Origin of the sequence: Paraflavitalea soli (assembly GCF_003555545.1) — a bacterium.
GTDB lineage: Bacteria > Bacteroidota > Bacteroidia > Chitinophagales > Chitinophagaceae > Paraflavitalea > Paraflavitalea soli.
On record NZ_CP032157.1, the window covers coordinates 3,517,833 to 3,542,202 of the forward strand.

Sequence of the window (24,370 nt, forward strand, 5' to 3'; positions counted from 1 at the left end):
CGAAAAATAAGGGTCGTGACCGCCTGTAATTTTTGAGCCTGATCACTGCCTGGTGCGGAGAGCGGCCATCATCCTTTTCGCATAAATATAGTCGATGATCAATACGATATTCAGGATCATCAACCCGAAGAATTCCCGGGTGTCTTCGATCCAGGGCGTCGAGGCTTTCATACTTTGGGCAATATTCTCGGCCTGGTGTTCCGTTAGCCATTCCCATACACCATCCTTTGCAACGAAAAGAAAAACCGCGTAGATCGTAAACACAGTGAGGCCAATGAGATAAGCTTTGGGATAGAATTTACCACGAAAGGCCAGCCAGCAAAGTACTGCTCCATAACCATATATTGGGATCCATACATAGGGATCGGGGTCATTGTATTGCAGGCCGGCGCTGATGACAAACAGGAGGCAAAAAAGGAGGTTGAAGAGTTTCATATAGCCAGGTATTAGCTTTTAGGCGTTAGGTTTTTAGGGGTTAGCAATGAAGGAGAACCCTTACAATAAAAAAGCATCCCGTCAATACAGGATGCTTTCTATAAAGACTTTTCGGGAAGATTATTCTTTTGCGTCTTTCGGCTTCTTTTGCTTACCCTTCGGTGCCAGGATCATCAGCATACGCTTACCTTCCAGCTTAGGCATCCCTTCGGGTTGTCCTATTTCGGCCAGGCGCTCTGCAAACTTCAACAGTACGAGTTCTCCTCTTTCCTTGAACATGATAGCACGTCCTTTGAACTGTACATAAGCTTTTACTTTGTTGCCTTCCTTGAGGAAAGATTCCGCATGGCGGGCTTTAAAGTCAAAGTCGTGATCATCTGTACCAGGAGTAAACCGGATCTCTTTTACTTCAGCCGTTTTACTATTGGCCTTCATCTCCTTTTCCTTCTTCTTCTTCTCGTACAGGAATTTATTATAATCGATGATTTTACATACCGGGGGATCAGCCTGTGGAGATATCTCTACCAGGTCCAGCCCTTGCTCCTGTGCCATCTTCATCGCTTCCTGGGTAGAATATACACCTACTGTTACGTTGTCGCCAACCAAACGTACCTGTGGTACGCGGATCATGTGGTTGGTACGGTGTTCTTGTTGTTGTTCTTTTCTAAAACGTGGATTGAAATTACCTCTCGGAGGTCTCGGTGGAAATGCCATTTACAATTTTTACGTGAATAATTTTAAAATTACCGGCGTGTTTGTTTTTTGTTTTCCCTGCATCCGCCTGCCGGTGGCGAACTGCATGCCCGGCAATAACCGGGATAATTATGAGTACGTTTATTCTATTATCGTTGCGTCTTATTGCTTTTGCTTCGATACTTTCGCTTCGATAGCAGATTTCTCCCTGCGGTCGAAATGACAAAGAAAGACGAAATGACAAAGAACAGTGAGAATGACAGAGAAAAGTGGTTTGTAATTTCTTATTCTCCTCTTCTCGCTTTGATCTCGGCAGTCAGTTCGGCGATGAACTCTTCAATGGGTTTTACACCTGCATCGCCCTTACCTTGTCTGCGGATAGCCACTTTGCCTTCATTCATCTCCTTCTCTCCCACTACGAGCATATAAGGCACTTTCATCAATTCTGTATCCCGGATCTTCTTGCCGATCTTCTCGTTGCGGTCATCGACCTCTCCACGAATATCAGCATTTTTCAGGGATTCTAAAATACTATTTGCGTAAGGTAAAAACTTATCGCTGATGGGCAAAACTTTCACCTGTACGGGCGCCAGCCAGGCCGGGAACTTACCGGCGTAATGCTCCAGCAGGAAGCCGATAAAGCGCTCATGGGTGCCCAAAGGCGCCCGGTGGATGATCAGCGGAGTCTCCGGGGAATTCTCCTTATTGGTAAATTCCAACTTGAAACGACGTCCCTGGGCGAAGTCGACCTGGTTGGTAGCCAGGGTAAATTCGCGCCCGATGGTGCTCCATATCTGCACATCAATCTTGGGGCCATAAAATGCACCTTCGTCCGGCACCTCTATATAAGGGATATTTGACTCTTTCAGCACCTGCCGCACCATTTCCTCGGTTTCCAGCCACAATTCAGGCTCGTTGATGTACTTCTGGCCCAGTTTGGAAGGCTCGTGCAGGGACAGGCGCATCACATATTTATCAATCCCAAATATGTTGAAATACTTGATATACATATCGTTAACGGCCCTGAATTCCTGTGCGAACTGTTCCCTGGTACAATAGATATGGGCATCGTTCATGTGCAAACAGCGCACGCGCATCAGGCCAAACAGCTCACCGCTCTGCTCGTAGCGATAGCAGGTGCCATATTCAGCCAGGCGCAGGGGAAGTTCCTTATAACTCCTTGGTTCTGCGGCAAATATTTTGTGGTGGTGGGGGCAGTTCATGGCCTTGAGGTAGTATTTGGTACCGTCCAGTTCCATGGGCGGGAACATACTATCCTGGTAATAAGGCAGGTGACCACTTGTCAGGTACATGCTCTCTTTGGCAATATGGGGTGTTACCACACGCTTATAGCCGCCCTTCACTTCTGTTTCTTTGGCCAGTTTTTCCAGTTCTTCGATAATGATGGTACCATTGGGCATCCACAGGGGTAAACCCGGACCTACATCATCATCCATGGTGAAAATCCCTAATTCCTTGCCCAACTTGCGGTGATCGCGTTTTTTGGCTTCTTCCAGCATCGCCAGGTACTCATCCAATTCCTTTTGGGAGGGGAAAGTAACCCCGTAAATACGGGTAAGCTGCTTATTGCTGGAGTCGTTCTTCCAGTAAGCACCGGCGATATTGGTGAGTTTGATAGCCTTAATGGGGGCTGTAGTGGGAATGTGCGGTCCGCGGCACAGATCGGTAAAAGTGCCCTGGGTGTAGAAAGTGATCTCGCCATCGGTGAGGTTGCTCAACAGGTCGAGCTTGTATTCATCCCCTTTTTCGGTAAAGTATTGTACGGCCTCTGCTTTGGGCATGGCTTTGCGCACATAACTGTTGTTCTGTTTGGCCAGCTCATTCATCTTCTTTTCCAGTTTGCGCAGATCATCTTCTGTGATCTGGCGGCCTCCCAGGTCGATATCGTAATAAAATCCTTTGTCAATAGCTGGTCCTACCCAGAATTTGGCGCCGGGAAACAGGTCTTCCACGGCCTCGGCCATCAGGTGGGCAGAGGAATGCCAGAAGGTGCTCTTACCACCATCATCATCCCAGGTAAGCAATTTTAGGGCAGCATCTTCCGTAATGGGCCGTGTGGCGTCCCATACTTGTCCGTTCACATTGGCCGCCAATACTTTCCTGGCCAGCCCTTCGCTGATTGATTTGGCGATGTCCAAAGCAGTTACGCCTGCTTGATACTCCCGCACTGCTCCGTCCGGTAATGTAATTTTGATCATTGGTTATTATTGCCGTTTCTGTTGTTGATTATTAACATGCGGTATGAGTGAACTGTTCATGCTGCTTCCGGGATGCGTGGTAGATGATCGTATCGGTGAAACGCGTATCTTGGGCCCGCATCCTGCCATCTCATATCCGAAAGACCGCAAATTTAACGAACTTTTGCAGACGATCACATACGATATTTGTCGTAATAAACTAAGAATTTAACTAATTTGCCAACGTGAGGTTATTATTCATGAAGCGATTTTTACTTTTTACGATTTGTTGCATCAGTATTTCCGTATCGGCCCAGGACCTGACAGGCATTTGGAGGGGAGGCTTCCGGTCGACAGCCAAGAACCGGTTGATGGAAATGCTGGGACAGGATGACCGGTACAAGTTTGAAGTACAGATAGACCAGCAGGATAAACGTTTCTCCGGCGTTACTTACTCTTACCTGACCACGGTTTTTTATGGCAAAGCCACCTGCGAGGGAACAGTGAACCCCACTACCCACAAAGTATTATTGGAGGAGATCAAGATCGTAGAGCAGCGCATGAGCGGCGGCGGCGGCATTTGCATCATGACGCTCTTTTTGCAATATTCCAAAGTGGGTGAAGAAGAATTCCTGGAAGGCACCTACTCCAGCATGAAAACGAGTGACTCTACGGATTGCGGTAAAGGCACGGTGTTCCTGCGTAAGGTGCCTACCTCGGATTTCTATAAGGAGCCATTTCTCGTAGAGAAGGAAAAAGAAGCGGAAAAGAATCCTCCGCCACCGGTTGCCAAAAAGATCGACAGTGCTGCGATCGTGAAGAAAACTACCCCGGCCACCAAACCACCGGCCACGGTAAAGAAGCCGGTTACAGGTACTGCTAAAACAACGCCACCGGTGAAGAAACCGGTTACCACTCCTCCTGCCAATAACACGGCGAAAAACAATGCTGCGGTTAAGAAACCCACGCTGACGCCACCACCGCCAACCACCAAGGTGCCGGAGCCCAACCTGGCGACCAAACCTTTGGTAGACTCTGCCAAAAAAGTAGAAAAACCAATAGTCACTGCGCCACCTGCACCAGTGCCTAAGATCCTGCTTACGCGGGAAAATGAATTGGTAAAGACGATTACCACCAGCGCCAAAGAACTCAACATAAGGATCTATGATAATGGAGCTGTTGACAACGACACGATCTCTGTATACCTGGATAAAAAGCTGGTACTCTCCAAAAAACGATTGACAGAAAAAGCAATCACGTTGACGGTGAAGCTGGATGATGATGAGAATTACCATGAATTGGTGATGGTAGCTGAGAACCTGGGTGAGATCCCTCCCAATACATCACTGATGATCGTAGATGCCGGGAAACAGCAGTATGAAGTGCGTATTACCTCCACAGAGCAAAAAAATGCAGTGATCGTTTTCAAGTATAAACCCGGGCCGTAAGTAATAAAGGGCACGCTTTATTGACATATCTGCACAATCCTTTCAATCCTATAATCTGTGATACCGTTCACATAAATTCGTGTTGGCTGTATGCCAGTAGTTGTTAATTTCCATTAAAATCCCCTGATGCGTTTTCTCCTGCTTTCTTTATTGGTTATATGTAGCGGCTCGCTGGCAGCACAATCACTTACTGGTATATGGCGTGGCAAACGCACACAGGGTCCGCAAGGATGTTTCCCCGAATATTTCCTCGAATTGCATATCACCTGGTCCAACGAGACCTCGATCATGGGCAATGCCTATAGCTATGTTGACAATAAGCAATTCACGAAGGTCAATTTTACAGGCCGGTACAATCCGCTGAATAAACGCATGGTGCTCACAGAAAGCGCGGTGTTGCAATATACTGTTCCCGCCAATTGTATTCCCTGCATCAAAACCTATGACCTTACCTGGTCAAAAACCGGTCCCCAGGAAGTATTACTGGGCGATTGGACTGGCCATGAAATGGGCAATAACAATGTTTGTCCTCCCGGCAAGATCACGCTCAACCGGGAAAAAGTACCCACCTTTCCGGTAGACGTATATCAAAGTGACACGCTGCTGAATTTGCAGAAGCACCTCAAACTGCAGAACCGTGAAAAGGAAGTGGTGCAAACAGTGGTCATCGATACCACGGCCATCAAGATCGAATTGTACGACAATGCAGAGATCGATGATGACACGGTAAGTGTATTCCTGAATAACTCTTTGCTGCTGCATAAGAAACGCCTTACTGACAGACCGCTCACTTTACAATTCAGTGCCTTCCCCAATACAGAATATGAATTGATGATGTATGCTGAAAACCTAGGCCGCATTCCTCCCAATACAGCGCTGATGGTGATCACGGCGGGCAAAAAACGCTACGAAGTGCGCTTGTCTTCCAGCGAACAAAAGAGCGCGGTGGTGAAGTTTAAGTTTACGCAATGACGGGACGGCAATCGAAAATCGGCAGTCGGCAATCGGCAATCAGCAATCGACAGTCGGCAATCGGCAGTCGGCAATCGGCAATGGGTAGCCCCTACAGGGCAAATAAAATCCCGTAGATATGGGTTCTACAAAGCTATGGCCCCCATGGGGCCAGGAAGCCGCCTGCCAATGGTGATACTTTAAAATAATAAACGGCCGGAAGAGATAATGATCTTCCGGCCGTTGTGTTTTTTTGCATTCTATATTCTGTATTCTAGATTCTCTATTCTTGTCTTCTTTAAAATCCTTGTCTTCCTTGTCCTGCAGCCGTTGGCGCTTTGCGCGGCAATTTCTCATCGCGCTGGGCGGCGTTGTATACAAAGGAAGCGATAATGGTAGCGGCCTGCTTCAGGTCGTCGGCCTGCAGGTGATCATAAGAATCCATATTGGTATGGTGGGTACGGGTATTGTACTCAATCTCATCCTGGATGAACTGGAATCCGGCCAGGCCAATGCCATCAAATGACAGGTGATCGGTGCCGCCTGTATTTTGCAGGGTAACGGTGGTAGCGCCCAGGTCGTTAAAGGGTTTGAGCCACTGTGCAAAAATGGGCTTCACACCTTCATTGCCTTGTGTATAAATACCCCTGATCTTACCCGTGCCATTGTCGAGGTTGAAGTAAGCAGCCACTTTATCACCAGCGGCATTGAAACGGCGGGTAGTAGTGTCGGTAAAGTGATTGCGTACATAATTGCGGGAACCATGTAGGCCCTGCTCTTCCCCACCCCACAATGCGATGCGGATGGTACGGCGTGGTTTTATATTCAACGCTTTCAGGATACGGATGGCTTCCATCATCACGGCACAACCGGCCGCATTGTCGGTAGCGCCTACTGATCCATGCCAGGAATCGAGGTGGCCGCCCAGCATCACGAGTTCATCTTTCAGTGCAGGATCAGTGCCCTTGATCTCGGCTACTACATTGTATCCTTTCAGGTCATTGGTATAGAACTTTGATCTTACGTCTACATCAACCTTCACGGGTATATTCGCAGTAACCAGTCTTTGCAGGGACATATAATCTTCATAGGCCAGCATGATATCGAGAAAGTTCTCGGGGGCTGATCCTATGTAAGCGCCACCGCCTTGTACAAATAAAGTACCATCACGGCCACGTGGACTGGTGCTCAATAAGGCTACTGCCCCTTCGGCTTTGGCCATTTCCCTGATCCTGGCCTGCAGGGCCTGGGCTGCGCCAAACCCGCCACGGGGGCCTCCGGGACCACCTGGTCCGCGGGGAGCCGGTGCGCTCTTTGGATCGTAGGCGGCCATCTTGCTCAGCTCTTCCTCTGTGCGGCGGCTGCCATCGGCAGTATAAGTTGGTTTCAATGTATCTGTACGGGGCAACAGGATGAGTTTGCCTTTCAGTTTGCCTTTATAGGTCAGCAATTCAATGGAATCTTTGGCATTTAAGATGATCACTTCTGCGCTCTTTAATCCTTTGGTACTGGAGGTCCAGGTTTTAGGGAACGCGATCAGGGGCCTGTAGTAAGGTGCGGTCATGGCCACATAAGATTTTTCCAGTTCCCAGCCTTTGCCCCATTCGCCCCAGGATTCCAGTTGGGCGCCTTCTGCTCCAAATTTAGTCAGTTCGTTCTTAGCCCAATTGGCGGCACGTAAATAGCCGGGGGAATTGTTGAGCCGGGGGCCGCTTACTTCGGTGAGGTAAAATACAATGTCCATCACTTTGGAATTGTTCAGGCCCTCGGCACGGATCTTTTGTACGATGGCGTCATCCAGTTTTTCTTCCTGGGCTGTGGCCACACAAACGGCCAATACAGCAGCACAGGTGAATAGCAGTTTTCTCATGAGCGATAAATTTATTGGTTGGACGGGAAAACTATGGCTTTCCTGCTATAAAGTGAAGGGGTAACAAGACAATTTGTTCAAATAGAGGATGGGCGGCAAGGGAAGGCAGGCCAGGCTAACTGTCCGGTAAGGCTTTAATCCCGTTCACTACATCAAAGTAAAACCGGAAGAAGAAGCGTTTTTAATATGCACGAAATCTAAACAAATGTGATACACGTTAGTAGGATACAAAGCTGAAGCCATGAACTATGAAAGGTATGAGAATATTATAGCTTCGCCTGATAAATTGGAATTCCAATTTGTTAGCGAAGGGCCGAAAGGAAAAGTCACCAAAATGATCCAATTTACACAAACATTGAACGAAAATATTTATAATCTCGCATTCGGAAATTTAAGGAATGACGGCTCTGTTGATGATGAAACAACCAACGATAATGGAGATCGGAATAAGATATTAGCAACTGTTGCCGGAACTGTTTATGAATTTAGTGCTGGATATCCTGAGAGATTCATCTTCTTTTGTGGAACTACACCACAAAGGACCAGGCTTTATCGAATGGCCCTGACAATCAATATGGAAGCATTAAAGAATGATTTTCATATTTATGGAGTTCTCAGGGGAATGGACACATTTGAAAGAGTAGCTTTTCGTAAAGGTGTAGATTATTTCGGGTTTATGGTTAAAAGAAAAAAGACGTAACTTTGAGCTTATGAAAAAGACCGGAAAAATGAAAGGAGCCGAGGCAATTGGTGTGAAAGTGAAAGTATCCAAATCACTGGAAAAGCTTTCAGGCAAGGTCTTATTCCCCGAAAAACTGGAAAAGGCCAATAAAATAATCGGCAAGCTTAAAATGAATTGATCACTATATGTAAAATAACCATTTGCCACCCTACAGGTGGCATTTTTATTTACGAAATATCTTACGCACAATTGATAGCTTTATCCCATGAACCTCAAGCAATTCAAGCCACTGCACTGGATATATAATCTGCTACACTATAAGGCGCTGCAACACAACAAAGCGGCTTATAGCAAGTATGGTATTCACAAGCCGCTCATGGCATCTATTTCAAGCAAGGACTTTCCCGATAAGGAATCACGCGCCTGGCTGGACACGGGCGATTCAGCCGTACTGGCTCTGCAGAAAGAGGGCTTCCGTCAATTTCAGCCCGCCGTGCAGCAAAAAATAAAGGACTGGAGTGCCAATGGCTACCTCATACTGGAGCAGTTGATCGATACGGCTACCTGCGATGCGGTGAACCGGGAGATTGACCAGCTACAGGAGAAAGGTAAGCTGTCGTTTACTTATGGCAATAAGCTCATGTTTGCCAATAAGAAATCACCACTCATCAAAGGCATTACCCTCAGCCCTGCCCTTACTACCCTTCTGCAGTTTTTGCTGGACAAGGAAGTGGTTCCCTTTCAAACCATCAACTTCATACAAGGCAGTGGTCAGCGGGCGCATTCTGACAGCATCCATATGACGACCTATCCGCTGGGCTACCTCATTGCAGTGTGGATAGCGCTGGAAGATGTGACACCTGATAATGGTCCGTTGTTCTATTATCCCGGCAGCCATAAATTACCCTACCTGCTCAACAATGATTTTAATGAAGGTTCTACGCCGCTGAGGCTGGGTAAGAAAGACTATCCTGATTATGAAGATATGCTGGAGGAACTGGTAGCTACCCAACACTATACCAGGAAGGAGTTCCTGGCTAAAAAGGGGGATGTACTGATCTGGCATGCCAACCTGGTACATGGCGGAGCGCCCATCCTCAATAAAACGCTAACACGCAAAAGCATGGTGATCCACTACTATGCAAAAGACGTGATCAAGTACCACGAGATCACAGAAAGGCCTTCGCTGCTGGAAGAGTAGTCTGAAAGAGGAAAGTCCGGAGGAGGAGATGGCAGAAAGAGGCGCTTATTTCCGGGAACAACTTTTGGCAAAGGCCGGCCTTTTTGGTAAATTACAGGAACGAGCTTTTAACCGCTTATTTTATGTATTGGAAGCACCACTTTAAAGCATTCATTTCGATCAAACCCGCCCGGGTGGCTGATCTGCCAATCGAAAACAATACAAACCCGCGCTCTGTCTGCATTTGACCATCGCTCGCTTACTACTACTTTACCTCTTCGTTACTTCTCCGTTACTATTACCTTACCTCAAATATTGGTGTGCTCAGGAATATCCCAGGGACTGATACGGGACTACCCGGGGGAATCCAGATGAGCCTACAGGGTATCATGGTATTTTCGCTTTCTATCCTCCTTCAACAGCCATTCTCAAAAAACGCCATTCCGCAGGACATAACAGGACATTTTAGGACAAAACCGGACATTTACGACACAACGGACCTGGCATGTTTATGAGTAGTTGTAAATTAGTGTAAAACACTTTTATGGCTAAAGTAATATCACTCTTTGAACTCAGTGGCTCCGTAGGTGATGCCACTTTTTGTAAAAATGATTTTGGGGTGCATATGAAGATGAAGGGCGGGCCTACAGCCTGGCAGGTGAAAAACCTGGATAGGTTTGCCCGTACCCGTCACAATGCGGCGGAGTGGAAGCGCATCACGGCAGCCTCCAAGCTGGCACGAAACGCTATCAGCAGCCTGCTTCCTTCGGTAAAAAACATGGGACTTAGCAGTCGTATGAATGGTCAGTTTTTTTCGATACTCAGGTCGGACCAGCTACATGATTGGGGTGAGCGGGTGGTCAGTTCGGGTGATCTCTCGACATTAACAGACTTCGAATTTAACGGCAAGCTGTCGTTGGATGATGCGCTGCCGGTGAATCCTGCGCATTGTTATTCGATAGCTGCCGGGAAGGTGGTGGTGAATATCCCGGCTTTCCGCCTGCGCAAGAAAAAAGGTTTACCTGAGACAGCCACTCATTACCGGATGGTATCGGGAGTGGTATGGATAGATTTTGAGAAGAAAAAGTACAGATTGGACAAGGAAGTGGGTGAGCTTCAAGCGATGGGAAGAGCAGCAGGAACTGCCTTTAACGTAGAACAAGTGATACCGGCTGCTACTGAACAAGGCTGTTTCTGGCTGTTGGGGATCGAGTTTTATACAATGGTGAATGAGCAACCGAAACTGGTAAAAGGCGGGGCATTGCGTATCATGGAATGGATTGGGAAAACCTCTCCTGCTGAGTATGCCGGAGTGGCTCCGGAAGTTGTTGAGGAGGGCCTGCCGGAGAAAAGTTTGCACACAGATACCCTTTCAGCAATGGTTGAAGAATTGGATACAGTGGCGTCGGTAGAAATGGATGTGAAGACAGTTGACACAACAGCCTTGGTTTTGGAAGCATTTTGGGAGGCGGTTGATGCGGGTGGGGAATTTGAACGTTCTGTGCGTGTGTTACTTCCTGTGAAGAAATGCCTCACATGTAGTCTTCCTGTCGCCACTAAAACTTAAAATTCCATGTCACCGCAGGAATAATGGGAAAGAGCGACACCTGCCGGGCTTCCACTTTCAGCGTGCCGTCATAAGGGCTGCCGGTTTGGTCGAAGTAAATAAAATAGGGATTGAGGCGGCTGTACATATTGTAAATACTGAATACCCAGTTCTGCTGCCAACGCTGACCGGCCTTCTGCCGGGGCGTGAGGGTTACGGATATATCAGCCCGGTGATAGGACTCCAGGCGGTATTGATTCACTTTACTGTACTCCTGGGTAAGTACGCCGCCAATGACATAAAACCTTTCGGGCAAGGTAGTGGCATTACCTGTACCATACACAAAGAGACCAGAGATCTTCCATTTCTTATTAATCTCATACATGGCTACCACGGACATATCATGGCGACGATCATACTTGGCCGGGTATTTCTCCCCACCATTGATGGCATCAAACTTGCGCCAGGTCCAGGATAAGGTATAACCGATCCAGCCGGTGAGTCTGCCTTTTACTTTGTTCACAAAAAGCTCCGTACCATAACTCCAGCCCTTGCCAAATACAAATTCCTCCTCAGGGTCTTTCAGGGAAGGGGTATATCCTTCGCGGTACTCTATCTGGTTGTCCATCGTTTTGTAATACAGCTCCAGGGAGGTCTCATACGTATTGTCGCGGAAGTTCTTAAAAAGACCAGCCGCATACAACCAGCTGATCTGTGGCTTCACGCGGTAGGTACTGGGCACCCACAGATCGGTCGGCAAGGTTGATCCGGCATTGCTTACGAGGTGGATGTATTGGTTGTTGCGGGTAACTGCGGCTTTGAGGGAAGTCTCCTCATCCAGGATGTAGCGGAAGGTAAAACGGGGTTCCCAGGCACCATAGGTCTTTACGCGGCTGCCCCGGCCGAATACGGTACTATCGAGCTTATTGCCATTTTCATCGCGGTCAAATATCTTATAAGGGCCCACCTGGGTGAAGCTGCTGTAGCGCAGGCCCGCGTGTATCTTTATTTTGCGGCTCAGCTCCCAATCGTCCTGTACATACAGGCCGGATTCGAGTGCATACTTTTTACTTTCATTATTGGGTTCAAAGGTGGTAGACCCCTGGTTGCCGCTCAATACATTGGGTGTGAAAGTGTGATAGGTATAGAGTGCGCCAAACCGAAGTTTGTGGCGCGGATCGGGATAATAATCAATATCTATTTTCCCATTGAGATCGCGGATGCCGGAAGATAACTTGATGGTAAAATCGTTTTGGGAAGCGCCAAAGGAAAAACCATAATCATTGTACACAAAAGTTGTATTGGCAAAGAGTTTCCTGTTGAACACATGATTCCAACGCAGGGTGGCGGTGGAATTGCCCCAGGGTATCCTGGCGTTGAAAGAGCGCTTCGCATTGCGGAAATCAAATACATCCCTGCCAAAATAACCGCTGAGGTAGAGGCGGTCTTTTTCGGAGAACTTATAATTGACCTTCATATTGAGATCATAGAAATAATAACCTGATCCATAAAAGGAATTGTCCTTCCTGATAAAAGGTTTTATCAGCATATCGATATAGGTCCTGCGGGCAGAGATGATGAAGGAAGCTTTGTCTTTTTTGATAGGCCCCTGCACTGATAAGCGGGAGGCAATGGCCCCGATGCCTCCTTCTACTTCCATCTTTTTCATATTGCCTTCTTTCATGGCAATATCGAGTACGGAAGACAAACGACCACCGTACTGAGCAGGCATACCTCCCTTGATCAGGGAGATATTCTTAATAGCATCGGCATTGAAGATGGAGAAAAAGCCAAAGAGGTGACCGGTATTGTACACAATGGCATCATCGAGCAGGATGAGATTTTGATCGGGTCCCCCACCCCGCACATACAAACCGGTATTGCCTTCACCGGCATTGCGTACACCGGGCATCAACTGCAATGTTTTGAGCAGGTCTACCTCACCCAGTAATACAGGCACGGCCTTTACCTGGTTCATAGAAAGATCGATCTTGCCCATCTGGGCCTGCTGCACATTGCCATCGCGGCGACGGGAGGAGACGACGACTTCCTCCAACAGGGAACGCTGTACCAGCTGGAAGTTGAGAACGATATTCCTGTCGAGGGACAGGGTCAGCTGCAAAGGCTGGTAGCCTGCAAAGGAAATGTAGAAGGTGTAGGAAGCTTCGGGTAAAGTAATTGAATAAAAGCCGTACTGGTTGCTGCTGATGCTTTTGCCCTGGCCATTCACCGCAATGGTGGCGCCGATGAGGGATTCACCGGACAAGGAATCTCTGACATACCCACTGAGGGTATATCTGGGCTGCGCGAGGGCAGGAAAAACGAACAGCAGGATAAGTATGGTTGTGGCGCAGTGCTTCATTGTAGATCCCGGCCATAAAGGTGAGCCGCTCTCCAGTGCTGCGTAAGCCGGGCTACAGAGCGACCCACCTTTGAATTTTATTTCCTGGAATAATCCAACGAGTCTTCCGACGTTCCGCAATGGAGCATGTCATTACCAAAATAAGGATTCATAATGGTAGAATCATTGCTCATCCAATAAGCGCCTTTGTCGTTGAAAGCCATGGGGCAATATTGCCAGTACACTTTCTGACCACTGTATTTCACGGTGCGGGTGAGGCTCCAGATGGCATCGGCAATCATTTCAAATTGCTTGCGTTTGTCATCCAGGGTCTTGCTATCGGCCAGTACTTTGGCGGTGGTGCTGATATTGGCAGTGTAACTTTTAGCGGTCTCTTTGATCATGCCGGTGGAATCGCCCTGTATTTCATTGATTTTCAATGCATCAGAGGCTTTTAGCAGGTTGCCCGCGGCGGCAGAAGCCTTCGCTGTATCACTGGCCACCAAGGCGTCTTTTATAGCATAATAGGCATTTAATAATTCGGCATATGACTGATTGAAAGGGCCTGTATTTTCAGCCAGGGCCACCGGTTTTTGTTTTTCGCGGGGTGTTTCGTCTTTGCCAGCCAATAATTTCCAGGCAATCAATCCTACCACAGCCAGCAACAACACGCCTATGATCAACTTTTTCATTAGAGTAGTTTTATAGTAAATTCCTTGTTTATCAGGGCCCAATGACAGTTTCGGACCACGGGGTTGAAAGTTTTGGCAAAGTTAAAAGATTTAACCTATTCCTGGTCCCGGAATCGCAATTTCAGGGCCCCGATTTGAGTGATAATGCGTAACTTGCGGGGTTTCTGAGAAGTCGGAAAGCAAGACCGGAAGTTGGTAAGACGGAAAGTCCGGAAGAAAAACGGATGAGCTGTTGTTTTACTTACCGACTTTCGGACTTTACAGACTTACGGACTATTAAAGGCATTAGAAATAATACAATATATGTTAGCAGGATTTACGAATATGACCTTTGAATTTGGTGCGCGTGCTATTGTGGAAGAAGCAACCTGGCATATTCAGCCCAACGAAAGAATAGGACTGATCGGGTACAATGGTACGGGAAAGTCGACGCTGTTGAAACTGCTGGTAGGTGAATACCTCCCTTCGGCCGGTACGGTAGAGCGTAGCCGCGGCACTTCGATTGGTTACCTGCACCAGGACCTGCTGAGCTTTGATACAAATGATTCGATACTGGAAGTAGCGCTGGGCGCTTTTGAAAGAGTAAGACAGCTGGAAGTGGAACTGGAAGCAGTGGGCAAGGAACTGGAAAAAACAGGTGATGAAGACCTGTTGATCAAGTATACGGATATGCTGCATGAAATGGATACGCTGGACGGCTATAATATCCACCACAAAACAGAAGAAATATTACAGGGCCTGGGGTTTGCCAACGCGGATCTCGGTCGTCCCTATAAAGAGTTCAGCGGTGGCTGGCGGATGCGGGTATTGCTGGCAAAGATGATCCTGCAGGCGCCCGACCTGCTCCTGCTCGATGAGCCTACGAACCACCTTGACCTTCCCTCGATTGAATGGCTGGAAAAATACCTCACGCATTACCAGGGCTCAGTAGTTATTATCAGTCACGATAAATACTTCCTGAACCGGATGGTGACGAAGATCATTGAACTGTACCAACGCCGGCTGCATATTTACAATGGCAACTATGCCTTCTATGAAACAGAGAAGGAACTGAGGCTGGACCTGGCACAACGGGCTTATGAAAACCAGCAGGACTATATTCGTCAGCAGGAAAGGTTTATTGAACGTTTTAAGGCCAAGGCCTCCAAGGCAGCAGCTGCGCAGAGTGCTATGAAGCGCCTGGATAAACTGGACCGGTTGGAAGATATCGGTATTGAACGTCCCAGTTTGCGCATCAACTTCCAGGTAGACAAGGTACCTGGCAAGGTATTGTGCGAATTGAAACACCTGAGCAAGAGTTTTGGCAATAACAAGATCATAGAAAATACAAGCGCCGAGATCAACCGCGGTGATAAGATCGCGCTGATCGGGGCCAACGGTAAGGGTAAATCTACGGTGCTGCGCATTATAGCCGGGGTAGAATCGTTTACGGGCGAGCGTCGCTGGGGCCATAATGTGGATGAGAGCTTTTATGCACAGCACCAGCTGGAAGCGCTGAACATCAACGATACGATCCTGGATGAGATGAAGAATGCAGGCAGCCAGAAAACGGAACTGGAATTGCGCACGATACTGGGTTGTTTCCTGTTTAGCGGCGATGATGCGGATAAGAAGATCAAGGTATTGAGCGGAGGTGAGAAAGCCAGGGTGGCATTGGCCAAGACGATCATCAGCAAGGCCAACTTCCTGATGCTCGATGAGCCTACGAACCACCTGGATATGCATACGGTAGACCTGTTGATCGAGGCATTGAATAAATACGAAGGCAGCCTCATCCTGGTGAGTCACGACCGTTATTTCATCTCCAAAGTAGCCAATAAGATCTGGGAAATAGACGATCATCAGATCAAGGATTTTAATGGAGGTTATGAAGAATGGGTGGAATGGAAAGAACGGATGAAGAAGAAGGCGGACGAGGAGAAAAGGATACAGAATACAGAAGACAGAATACAGAAGGGAGGCGGGAAAAGTCAAGCATCTGACACGAAAGGCCAGAAGACGGAAGAGAAGCCCAAATCGCAGCCTGCGCCGGTGGCGCAACCTCAACCTGTGCTTGCCAAACAGGAGCCTGTAAACAAAGAGGCTAAGAAGGAGCTGCAAAAAAAACAACGCCTTTTTAAAGAACTCGAAGAAAAAATAACTACCTTAACAACACAAAAAAATCAACTGGAGGCATCACTGGCTTCCCCTGATGTGTTTTCTGATAAGAATAAGTTCCTCGCAGCGGAGCAATCGTATAAAAGCACCGTTGAAAACCTTAAACAAGCTTCGGAAGAGTACGAGAAAGTATTTGAAAGTATTATTGACTTAGAATCACAGTAGGAAATAACCGATTCCCCCCTACCGCTAATTCCGTGGAAGTTCCCTTATCCGCGTAATAGGTCCCCCCATTTGTCCTGCAGCCTACTCCCCTGCCGTAGCATGGTCTGTATTTTTCATATAAACCAGCTATACAATGATGAAAACAATTCCAACGAGGCTTACACTGCTCTCGCTCCTGATAGCAGTAAGCGGGCTTTTGATGTATTCCTGTAAAAGCAAGGTAAAAGACAGCGATCTCCAGGTAGTTATTGAAGACAAAGCAAAAACCATTACAGGCCTGGGCACGGCCACAGCTTCTGTAAAAGACGGCGTGGTGACGCTCAGTGGAGAGGCTACGGACGAAACAGCCAAAGTAGCTTATGAATCGGCCATCAAAACCATTCCGGGGGTAAAACAGGTGATCAACAATATCACCGTAGCACCAGCGCCGGTAACCACGGAGCCGGTTGTTATTTCACCCGACGAAACGCTTAAAAACGCGGTGAATGATGTGCTTAAATCCTACAACAGTGTAAAAGCTGATGTAAAAGACGGCGTGGTAACGCTTACGGGTGAGATCAAGAAAGCTGAACTCACTACCTTGATGCCGCTGCTGCATGCTTTAAAGCCAAAGAAAATTGAGAATAAGCTAACCGTTAAAAAATAAATGGAGGAACCACGTCATGGCATTGCAAGACAAATACAAAGAACTGGTGGATGCTGCCAAAGGGTCCGGCGTCACCAACCTGCAGGTGCGTGAGCAGGACAATGTGCTGTATGTTGACGGCGAAGCGCCCACTTATGCAATAAAAGACCAGCTATGGGCTATCTATGATAAAATAGATCCGGATTACCGGGCAGGCGACCTGGTATTGAATGTTACGGTATCGGCCTCGGCTACCCCGGAAGAATATGAAGTAGTAGCGGGCGATAACCTGACGAAGATCGGTAAGAAGTTCGGTATCCCCTGGAAAGATATCTTCGAAGCAAACAAAGACCAGATCAAAAATCCTGACCTCATAAAAGTAGGCGCTAAGTTGAAGATACCGAGGAAAGCGTAGCATACAGCTGCGAGCGACGAGCTGCGAGCAAAAAACCTGACAGGTTTGGGCGATTGGATCAAACCAGTCACGTTTGGCACTTTTAAAGGTAGGCCCCCTGCAGACCGCACAACAGGGAGTGCCTGCCTTCTTTTTTAGGCAACAAGGCCCCGGGGGAAGTCAACAAGGTGATTTTTACGCGTTGCCTCTTTGCTCCCGACGAATGTCGGGACCTCGTTGCCTCGTATTTTAACTTTTCTTTCAAACAAAGCTGTTCCATTTAAACGGAACGGCTTTTATTTTGTAATAGAAGCGGTCGTAAATTGTAAATTACACTCTAACCCAATGTTTCAATGAAGTACAGTTTTGCCTGTATCCTTTTACTGCTCACGCTTTTTTCCCAGGCACAGCCACCTACCCCTTCTGCGCGGCCGAAGATAGGGGTAACACTCAGCGGCGGTGGAGCAAAAGGCCTGGCGCATATCGGCATCCTGAAAGCCATTGACTCGGCGGGGCTCAACGTGGATTATATCACCGGCACCAGCATGGGCAGTATCATCGGCAGTTTGTACGCGGTGGGTTATTCGGCTGATTCTATTGAAAAAATAGCCAGCAGCATTGACTGGGACCTGTTGCTCAGCAATCAATCCTCGCTGCGCAGCATCTTCATGGAAGAAAAAGAAGAGTATTCCAAATATGTGATCGAGCTTCCCTGGGTCAACCACCGGTTCCGCTTACCCAGCGGGGTATTGCAGGGGCAGGAACTATGGCTTAAATTCTCCGAACTGTTTTTCCCCGTTTACAACCAGAAGGATTTTTCCAACTTCAGCATTCCCTTCCGGTGTATTGGTACGGATGTAGGCACCGGCGAGGCGGTAGTCATGCACCAGGGTGAGATCATCAGCGCCATACGGTCGAGCATGGCCATCCCTTCGGTATTTACGGCCGTGGAATTCAATGGCAAAAAATTGATCGATGGTGGCCTGGTACGCAATTTCCCGGTAAAGGATGTAAAGGAGATGGGGGCCGATTTTGTGATCGGCAGCAATGTAGCCACGGGACTTATGCCATCGGAAAAAGTGCGCAATGCGCTCCAGATATTGCTGCAGGTAGCTTTTTTCCGCGAAGCGGAAGACAATAAAAAAGAAGTGGCGCAGTGTGATATCTATGTGCCTTTCAAAATGGAAAAGTTCACCATGGGCAGCTTTGGAGACTCCAAAGAGCTGATGGAACTGGGCATCGAAGAAGGGCGTAAACTATATCCCCGTTTTAAACACCTGGCCGACTCGCTGAATGCCATCTATGGTCCGCTTCCCCCCCGGGTCAACCGCCTGCCCAATGTACATGGGGTAGTGATCTCCTCGCATGAAGTGCATGGGGTAGACAGGACCTCGGCTGAGTTCTTTATCCATACGATGAATTTCGAACTCAATCAATTCTATACAGCCCGTAAACTGGCCAATATGGTGCGACAGGCTTATGGCACGCGGTATTACAGCCGCGTCACCTACTCGCTGGTACCACAGCCTGATGGCAGTTCCAAGATCATCTTTGATGTAACGGAATACCCGCTCACCTTTGCCAAACTGGGGCTTCATTACAACCGTTTTACAGGGGTTGGGCTGATCGCTAATATTACTGCCCGCAACTTTTTTACGCCCAATTCAAGAAGTCTTGTATCGGTCAATATCGGAGAAACATTCCGTATAAGGGGCGAACACCTGCAGTACCTCGGCAGGCTCAAGAACGTAGCCGTGATCACGGATGCGCAGTACGACAACTTCGACATCGGTACTTATTCTGAATCGAAACAGGATGGGCTGTACAACCTGAACTTTTTTAAGCTTGGCACCAAACTGCAATTCTCTGCCAAGCGCAGTTTCACGGTGGGTGCAGGGGGCCGTTTTGAATGGGTGAAATACAACCCCAAGATATCCTCAGAAACAGAGTTCAAGGGCAGTAAGAAGTTCTTCACGCCTTTTGCTTACCTGTCGCATAATTCACTGGACAAAAGCATTTTTCCAAAGCGGGGTGTTAAACTGGATGTAGAAGCGGGATGGGTAGCACCGCAAAATTCGCGCATCAGGTTCTATGAGAATGGTGTACAGATACCGCCTGACCTCATTCCGGTGAGCGATCAAAGTTTTTACCGTTCCACGGTCAACCTGGAAAGTTATACACCGCTGGCTAAGCGTACAACGGTACTGTTCAGTGTACAGGCAGGTGCCAATTTTAACTACTCGGACAATGTGTTGAATGAATTTGTGATCGGCGGATTGGTGAAAACATTCCGCAACCAGATCACCTTTGCGGGATTGCCGGAAGGAGCTGAGTATTCTGCCAGCACAGCTGCGCTGCAGGCAGGGCTCCGGTACCAGGTATTCAACAATACTTACCTCACAGGAAGGGCCAATGTGCTGTTCAATAATTTTGTAGAAAGCAGCAGCTTCTTCGCTGTCCGCGACTTCTTCTCGGGTTATGCGCTCACGTTCTCTTATAATTTTGCATTGGGCCCGCTGGAAATAAGCGCGATGTATTGCGACCAAACGCGGAAGATACAATCGTATGTGAACCTGGGAATACCGTTTTAATTCCCCGGTACTTTGGGCGCAGAGAATATATCCAGTATCCGCAGCAAGGCAGCAATACCACCGGCGGCGGCGGCCAGGTAGGTGACCAGGTTATTAAAGGCGTCGCGCTGGGTAGTGAACAGGAAAAGGGCTACGGCCACCACCACCAGGATCACGGGCAGCTGAAAGCGGTTCCAGCTATGACCCGGATCGGTGCCATCATGCAGTCTGCTGATCTCCTTCTTATCAATACGGGTCAATACAAATCCCCGGAAGCTCTCATTCATCATCCAATAGCCGGTACCACTGGCATTGATCCTCAACAGGCCCAGGGCATAGAGGTTATCGGCCACATCCTGGTTACGCTGGTTGAGCAAGCCATCGCTGGCAATATCATAAATAGTACGCTGCTCTTCGGCCGAGAGGGACTGCCAAAGGGATAGGTAATAATGATGGGCCAGGGCGCGCAGCTTCACACAAAAGGATACAAAGAGCGCTTCGGTATCGGGTTTGACGGCTCTTTGTCCATCCCGCAGCACGGTAGCCCTGGCCAGCCATTCCCGCACCAAAGACTGCCTGAGCGGTGACAGCAACCCATATAAGAATTCGCTGTGTGCACACTCTTTGTACAGTTTATCATTCAATCTCCTGCCGAGGAAATACACATCATAGTTCCTGTCTCCCACTGCATCCACTGCACCGGACTTTTCCTCATCATACTGCCACTTGTGGTAGAACATGCAAAAATTGTTCATGACATTGGACCAACGGTCGGTAAAATCTTTCTTTGGTTTGCTGGCGTTGTCGGCTGTTTCAGGCTCTTTGATCAGCATGGCCTCAAAATGCTTGCTGGCAGAGATTACTACTTTTACGTACTTATAGGAGAGCAATATTTCCAGCCTTTTGAGTTTTTGCTCTGTCGCTTCCAGATCATCCATCTTCATATCAAAATGCCGGATCACGACCGCTGTCTTCCGCAGGGCCGGTTCGTTGTCTTTATGATTATCGAGGTAAGCAACGATCGACTTCCATTGTTTTTCAAACAGGCTACCCTCCTTGCTGCCGGCATCTCCTGCAAACAACAAAGCAATATCGAGGGGAAGGATGGTATAGTTCTCTGCCTGCAGGCTTGCGCGGATCAGGTTGTATTTACCCGAGTTGATGATCCCCAGCACGTACACATGGTTGACGGGATTGAGGGACCTGATAAATGTCTTGCTGATCATTTCCCGGGTTGCGGTGTCGGTCTTATTAAAGAAAAACACTTTGGGGATGAGTTGTACCAGCAATAAGTAAATGCCTGCCAGGATGAGCCCCATGATCAATATAAGCAGGATATGTATTTCAGGGTCCTGGGCAAAACGGGTTGCCAGCAGGTGAGAAACGGGATGCATTTTCTTGACGGCCAAAATACGGTGGTCACCTTCCGCATAGGTTTTGGTTTTCAAGATATCGATCCTGAACCGCAGGGAATTGGCATACAAGGAATCCTCCCAGGTAAAATTGCCCATCATAGAGTCTTCACCATTCAGGTATTCGATCCTTTTGGCATAGACGGAAAATGAGGGCTTGATAACATTGTATAGTTTGCCAAAGCCCGTAATAGCCCTCTTCAGCGTATCGGTCACCGTATCGCGCACAATGGTATCGGCCAGGTAATTGTAATGAAAAGGGAAACGATATGATACATCCCAGGAGGTGTCATGTTTATAAAAGCGGTAAGGCTTTTTGTACAGAAGTGTATTGACGAAATCCAACTGCTGGTATTTAACGGCGAGCTTCTGTTCTTCACGGAAGGAAAGGGAGAAGAACAGCAAAGTGGGCACAATAGCGGTTGCCAGGATGAACCCAAAAAGTGAATAGTAATAATATTGGCGATAAGCCCCTTTACCGATCGTTCTCCCTTTGGGAGGCAGGTACCTGGAGATGGTCCACAGGCCGATCACCAATACAACCTGCGACCAGAAAAACTGGCCTTCGCCTTCTGTAAGATGCTTCAGAAAGAGTCCTCCGGCCAACAGGTACAAGACGATCAATATCAGTACCGTGAGGTTATTTTTTTCCAGGCGCCGTAACCGCGCGGCCATGGTGCCGGCTATCCTGTCCTTTTCCATATCGGCCCTGGTATAGACATAATAGGAATAGACAATGAGGATATGGGTGAAGCCCAGGGAAATGCCCAGCAGGTACAATTCATCGGGCTTATTGGAATAAAAGGAAAACAGGAAGAGCAATAAGGAAGCCAACACAAAAGAGGCAGCAGCTTTAAGATAAGCATTGCCCCGGTGAAGTTTAGGCTCTACCCAGATAAAAAGGATGGACCTGGACAGCCTCCTGAAACTAAGTATGCGGGTAATGAGTACCAGCAGCAATATGATACCCATATTGATCAATACGAGGATGGAGCTGGCGCTCATGATATCGAGATCCTGGTTCCAGTTGTTCTCAATGTCATAAAAAGTAACCAGGTAATAAGGCATGCGGTCTACGGGCTGGGCATAAAACCGGTGGTTGCTCCCGGTATAATGGGCATTGAAATAACCGGCAGCGCCGGTGGTGAGCAGGGAAGACAGTTTTACATTATCGTTGGACTCCTCCACCAGGTTCTCATTCAGGCTCCTGTTCTCATCATAATGGAAAAGCACATTGCCGCGTGCATCCACCAGGCAAAAGCCAAACCCATAAGGAAGTAACGGGTTGAAGATGGAACGCAGGGGGGTGCTCATGGAGATCATTTGCATGCTACCCAGGGTAGGTAAGAGCTTTTTGCGAAGGGCGGAATCTTTAATGATACCGCTGTTTTGCAGCAACTCCTTCAAACGGCTGGGACGGGCAATAATGGCCAGCTTTTGCTGGGATACCCAGGAAGAAACTGCGGTCAAAAAATATTCCTGGTTATCCCTGCGCAATAAGGCGCCCTGGTCTACTGCCTGGAAATAATCGCGGTTGCGCACATCCACTTTACTGGGCACAAAGGGATTGTTGGTCCACCGTATAGCCTGCATTCCGTTGCTATCCGTCCATACAATTTGCTCAAAATAACGGTACCTGCTTCCCAGGGAATCGGGCTTATACGGCAGATCGGCCTTATAAGGTTGATCAGTACCGGTATGGTCTATCCGGTAGTCCGATGCTCCTAGCGGGACATAGAGATCGGGGTAATGATTGTTTGGCAAACCACCTTGCTGGTTGATGAGCTTGAGTAATTCACGCTCATCAAGGTCCATTTCGGCCAGGGCATCTTTTATTTCCGACAGGAAGGTTTTTTGTATACCGGCCGTGAGGGTTCTCAATTGTTCATCAGCAGGTTTCCTGATCAGGAAATAATAGGCATATAGGTTGACCAGGATAATAATGACAATGGACCCCATAAGATGCACAGAGATCAGCGAAGTAAGCACATTCCTGGCCAGGAGTGGCTCGGCCCGGGTCATCAAAAACACTTTCAGCAAGGGAAACATGAGGATCACGAGCACGATGCCCAATACCAGCCATAAGATGGCATTGCCGGGAATATAACGGCTCTCATCGAGGTAATCTTCCACGGGCATATAGCCGCCGATCACAAAATGATGATCGCCCTTTACGGTAAAGGGAACCATGAATAACTTATATTTTTTACCGCCGGTTTCCACCTGCTCAATAGCACCGAACTCTTTGGTCGTTTGTTTGCTAAGGGTATCCTTCACCAACCTTCCCCTGGCAATGGTAGTAAGGGTATCATGGGAGAGGTTGATCTCGTCGAACAATACGGTATCATTATGGGCCAGGAAATAATGATTAAACAGGTCGCGGCGCAGGAAAGACCTGATAAAGCCGGTGACGGGTGCACCTGCCCGGATAGCTGCACCGGTATTAAAAATGATCTCCCACTCGTTCAAGTGCTCCAGGGAAAAATCAGCTTGTTTACCCGACACACCGGAATCCCTGAACTGCCGTAAGCCATATTCTTCTTCGATACGGGTAATAGCAGGATCGATGGCCCGCTTACGCAGGCTATCGGGCATATCTTTGACCTCCTTCAGAAAGTTGATGCTGTTCTTCTCCGCATACAATTGGATCTTCTCCCGGATATTGCTTCCCATGCGATTCAATCCACGGAATGACCTTTCGCGGATGGTGCGTTCATTTTGTTTGATGATGACATTCGAGTAAAAATAAAAAGCCCCTGCAATAACGATCAACGTTATAAAGGCTGGCGCATAACGCTTAATAAACTGTCCGAAGAAATCGGAAAGCGGCTTGAAGATTTTGTACATAGGCTGTCTGATAAAGTTCCAGGTACAGGATCACATCATTAACCGGTGGGTACAGATAGCCATAAAAAAGGAGAAGTGCGCGGCGGGGATTGCTTACACTGAAAGATAGACAAATATTAGAAGATGACAAAATACAAGCTGCGAGCTACGAGCTGCGGGCTACG

17 protein-coding genes are annotated in these 24,370 nt (G+C 48.0%); 10 read left to right on the forward strand and 7 right to left on the reverse strand.

Annotation, left to right across the window (positions count from 1 at the left end):
• Window positions 1–42 precede the first annotated feature (42 nt).
• From D3H65_RS12855 to thrS, 3 genes are all read right to left on the reverse strand, one after another.
• Window positions 43–435, reverse strand: coding sequence for a transmembrane 220 family protein (locus tag D3H65_RS12855; RefSeq protein ID WP_119050700.1), 393 nt, complete (start codon window positions 433–435; stop codon window positions 43–45).
• Between the two features lie 120 nt (window positions 436–555).
• Entirely contained in the window at window positions 556–1,149 is a 594-nt protein-coding gene (gene infC / locus D3H65_RS12860) for a translation initiation factor IF-3 (protein ID WP_119050701.1), read from the reverse strand.
• A gap of 263 nt (window positions 1,150–1,412) precedes the next feature.
• Window positions 1,413–3,347: a threonine--tRNA ligase gene (thrS, locus tag D3H65_RS12865; RefSeq protein ID WP_119050702.1), complete on the reverse strand. Its 1,935-nt coding sequence runs from the start codon at window positions 3,345–3,347 to the stop codon at window positions 1,413–1,415.
• 239 nt (window positions 3,348–3,586) lie between these two features.
• On the opposite strand from thrS, the gene D3H65_RS12870 reads away from it, so the two are divergent.
• Entirely contained in the window at window positions 3,587–4,774 is a 1,188-nt protein-coding gene (locus D3H65_RS12870; RefSeq protein WP_119050703.1) for a hypothetical protein, read from the forward strand.
• Between the two features lie 126 nt (window positions 4,775–4,900).
• Window positions 4,901–5,746, forward strand: a complete 846-nt coding sequence (locus tag D3H65_RS12875; RefSeq protein ID WP_119050704.1) for a hypothetical protein — start codon at window positions 4,901–4,903, stop codon at window positions 5,744–5,746.
• Window positions 5,747–6,023: 277 nt separating this feature from the next.
• Here D3H65_RS12875 and D3H65_RS12880 read toward each other — a convergent pair whose 3' ends face one another.
• On the reverse strand, window positions 6,024–7,595 hold the full coding sequence (locus D3H65_RS12880; protein ID WP_119050705.1) for a M20/M25/M40 family metallo-hydrolase: 1,572 nt from the start codon (window positions 7,593–7,595) through the stop codon (window positions 6,024–6,026).
• A 241-nt stretch (window positions 7,596–7,836) separates the two neighbouring features.
• Here D3H65_RS12880 and D3H65_RS12885 point away from each other — a divergent pair, with 241 nt between their 5' ends.
• From D3H65_RS12885 to D3H65_RS12895, 4 genes are all read left to right on the forward strand, one after another.
• On the forward strand, window positions 7,837–8,295 hold the full coding sequence (locus tag D3H65_RS12885; protein WP_119050706.1) for a DUF6934 family protein: 459 nt from the start codon (window positions 7,837–7,839) through the stop codon (window positions 8,293–8,295).
• Window positions 8,296–8,305: 10 nt separating this feature from the next.
• On the forward strand, window positions 8,306–8,455 hold the full coding sequence (locus D3H65_RS32940; protein ID WP_162915606.1) for a hypothetical protein: 150 nt from the start codon (window positions 8,306–8,308) through the stop codon (window positions 8,453–8,455).
• Window positions 8,456–8,542: 87 nt separating this feature from the next.
• Window positions 8,543–9,478, forward strand: a complete 936-nt coding sequence (locus D3H65_RS12890; protein ID WP_119050707.1) for a phytanoyl-CoA dioxygenase family protein — start codon at window positions 8,543–8,545, stop codon at window positions 9,476–9,478.
• 523 nt (window positions 9,479–10,001) lie between these two features.
• Window positions 10,002–11,024 (forward strand): hypothetical protein, encoded by a 1,023-nt coding sequence (locus D3H65_RS12895; RefSeq protein WP_119050708.1) that lies wholly within the window; start codon window positions 10,002–10,004, stop codon window positions 11,022–11,024.
• On the opposite strand, the gene D3H65_RS12900 is transcribed toward D3H65_RS12895, so the two are convergent.
• Both D3H65_RS12900 and D3H65_RS12905 read right to left on the reverse strand, forming a co-directional pair.
• Window positions 11,014–13,365 (reverse strand): TonB-dependent receptor, encoded by a 2,352-nt coding sequence (locus tag D3H65_RS12900; RefSeq protein WP_119050709.1) that lies wholly within the window; start codon window positions 13,363–13,365, stop codon window positions 11,014–11,016. The genes D3H65_RS12895 and D3H65_RS12900 overlap by 11 nt on opposite strands.
• A gap of 77 nt (window positions 13,366–13,442) precedes the next feature.
• Complete coding sequence (locus D3H65_RS12905) at window positions 13,443–14,036, reverse strand: DUF3347 domain-containing protein (protein ID WP_119050710.1); 594 nt, start codon at window positions 14,034–14,036, stop codon at window positions 13,443–13,445.
• A 303-nt stretch (window positions 14,037–14,339) separates the two neighbouring features.
• On the opposite strand from D3H65_RS12905, the gene D3H65_RS12910 reads away from it, so the two are divergent.
• The 4 genes from D3H65_RS12910 to D3H65_RS12925 all read left to right on the forward strand — a co-directional run bounded on the left by D3H65_RS12910 (window position 14,340) and on the right by D3H65_RS12925 (window position 19,968).
• Complete coding sequence (locus D3H65_RS12910; RefSeq protein ID WP_119050711.1) at window positions 14,340–16,358, forward strand: ABC-F family ATP-binding cassette domain-containing protein; 2,019 nt, start codon at window positions 14,340–14,342, stop codon at window positions 16,356–16,358.
• Between the two features lie 133 nt (window positions 16,359–16,491).
• On the forward strand, window positions 16,492–17,004 hold the full coding sequence (locus D3H65_RS12915; protein WP_119050712.1) for a BON domain-containing protein: 513 nt from the start codon (window positions 16,492–16,494) through the stop codon (window positions 17,002–17,004).
• 16 nt (window positions 17,005–17,020) lie between these two features.
• Window positions 17,021–17,398, forward strand: a complete 378-nt coding sequence (locus tag D3H65_RS12920; protein ID WP_119050713.1) for a LysM peptidoglycan-binding domain-containing protein — start codon at window positions 17,021–17,023, stop codon at window positions 17,396–17,398.
• Between the two features lie 332 nt (window positions 17,399–17,730).
• Window positions 17,731–19,968, forward strand: a complete 2,238-nt coding sequence (locus D3H65_RS12925) for a patatin-like phospholipase family protein (RefSeq protein WP_119050714.1) — start codon at window positions 17,731–17,733, stop codon at window positions 19,966–19,968.
• Here the strand turns inward: D3H65_RS12925 and D3H65_RS12930 are convergent.
• Window positions 19,965–24,206, reverse strand: a complete 4,242-nt coding sequence (locus D3H65_RS12930; protein ID WP_119050715.1) for a cache domain-containing protein — start codon at window positions 24,204–24,206, stop codon at window positions 19,965–19,967. The two genes, D3H65_RS12925 and D3H65_RS12930, sit on opposite strands and share 4 nt — an antisense overlap.
• Between the last annotated feature and the right edge of the window lie 164 nt (window positions 24,207–24,370).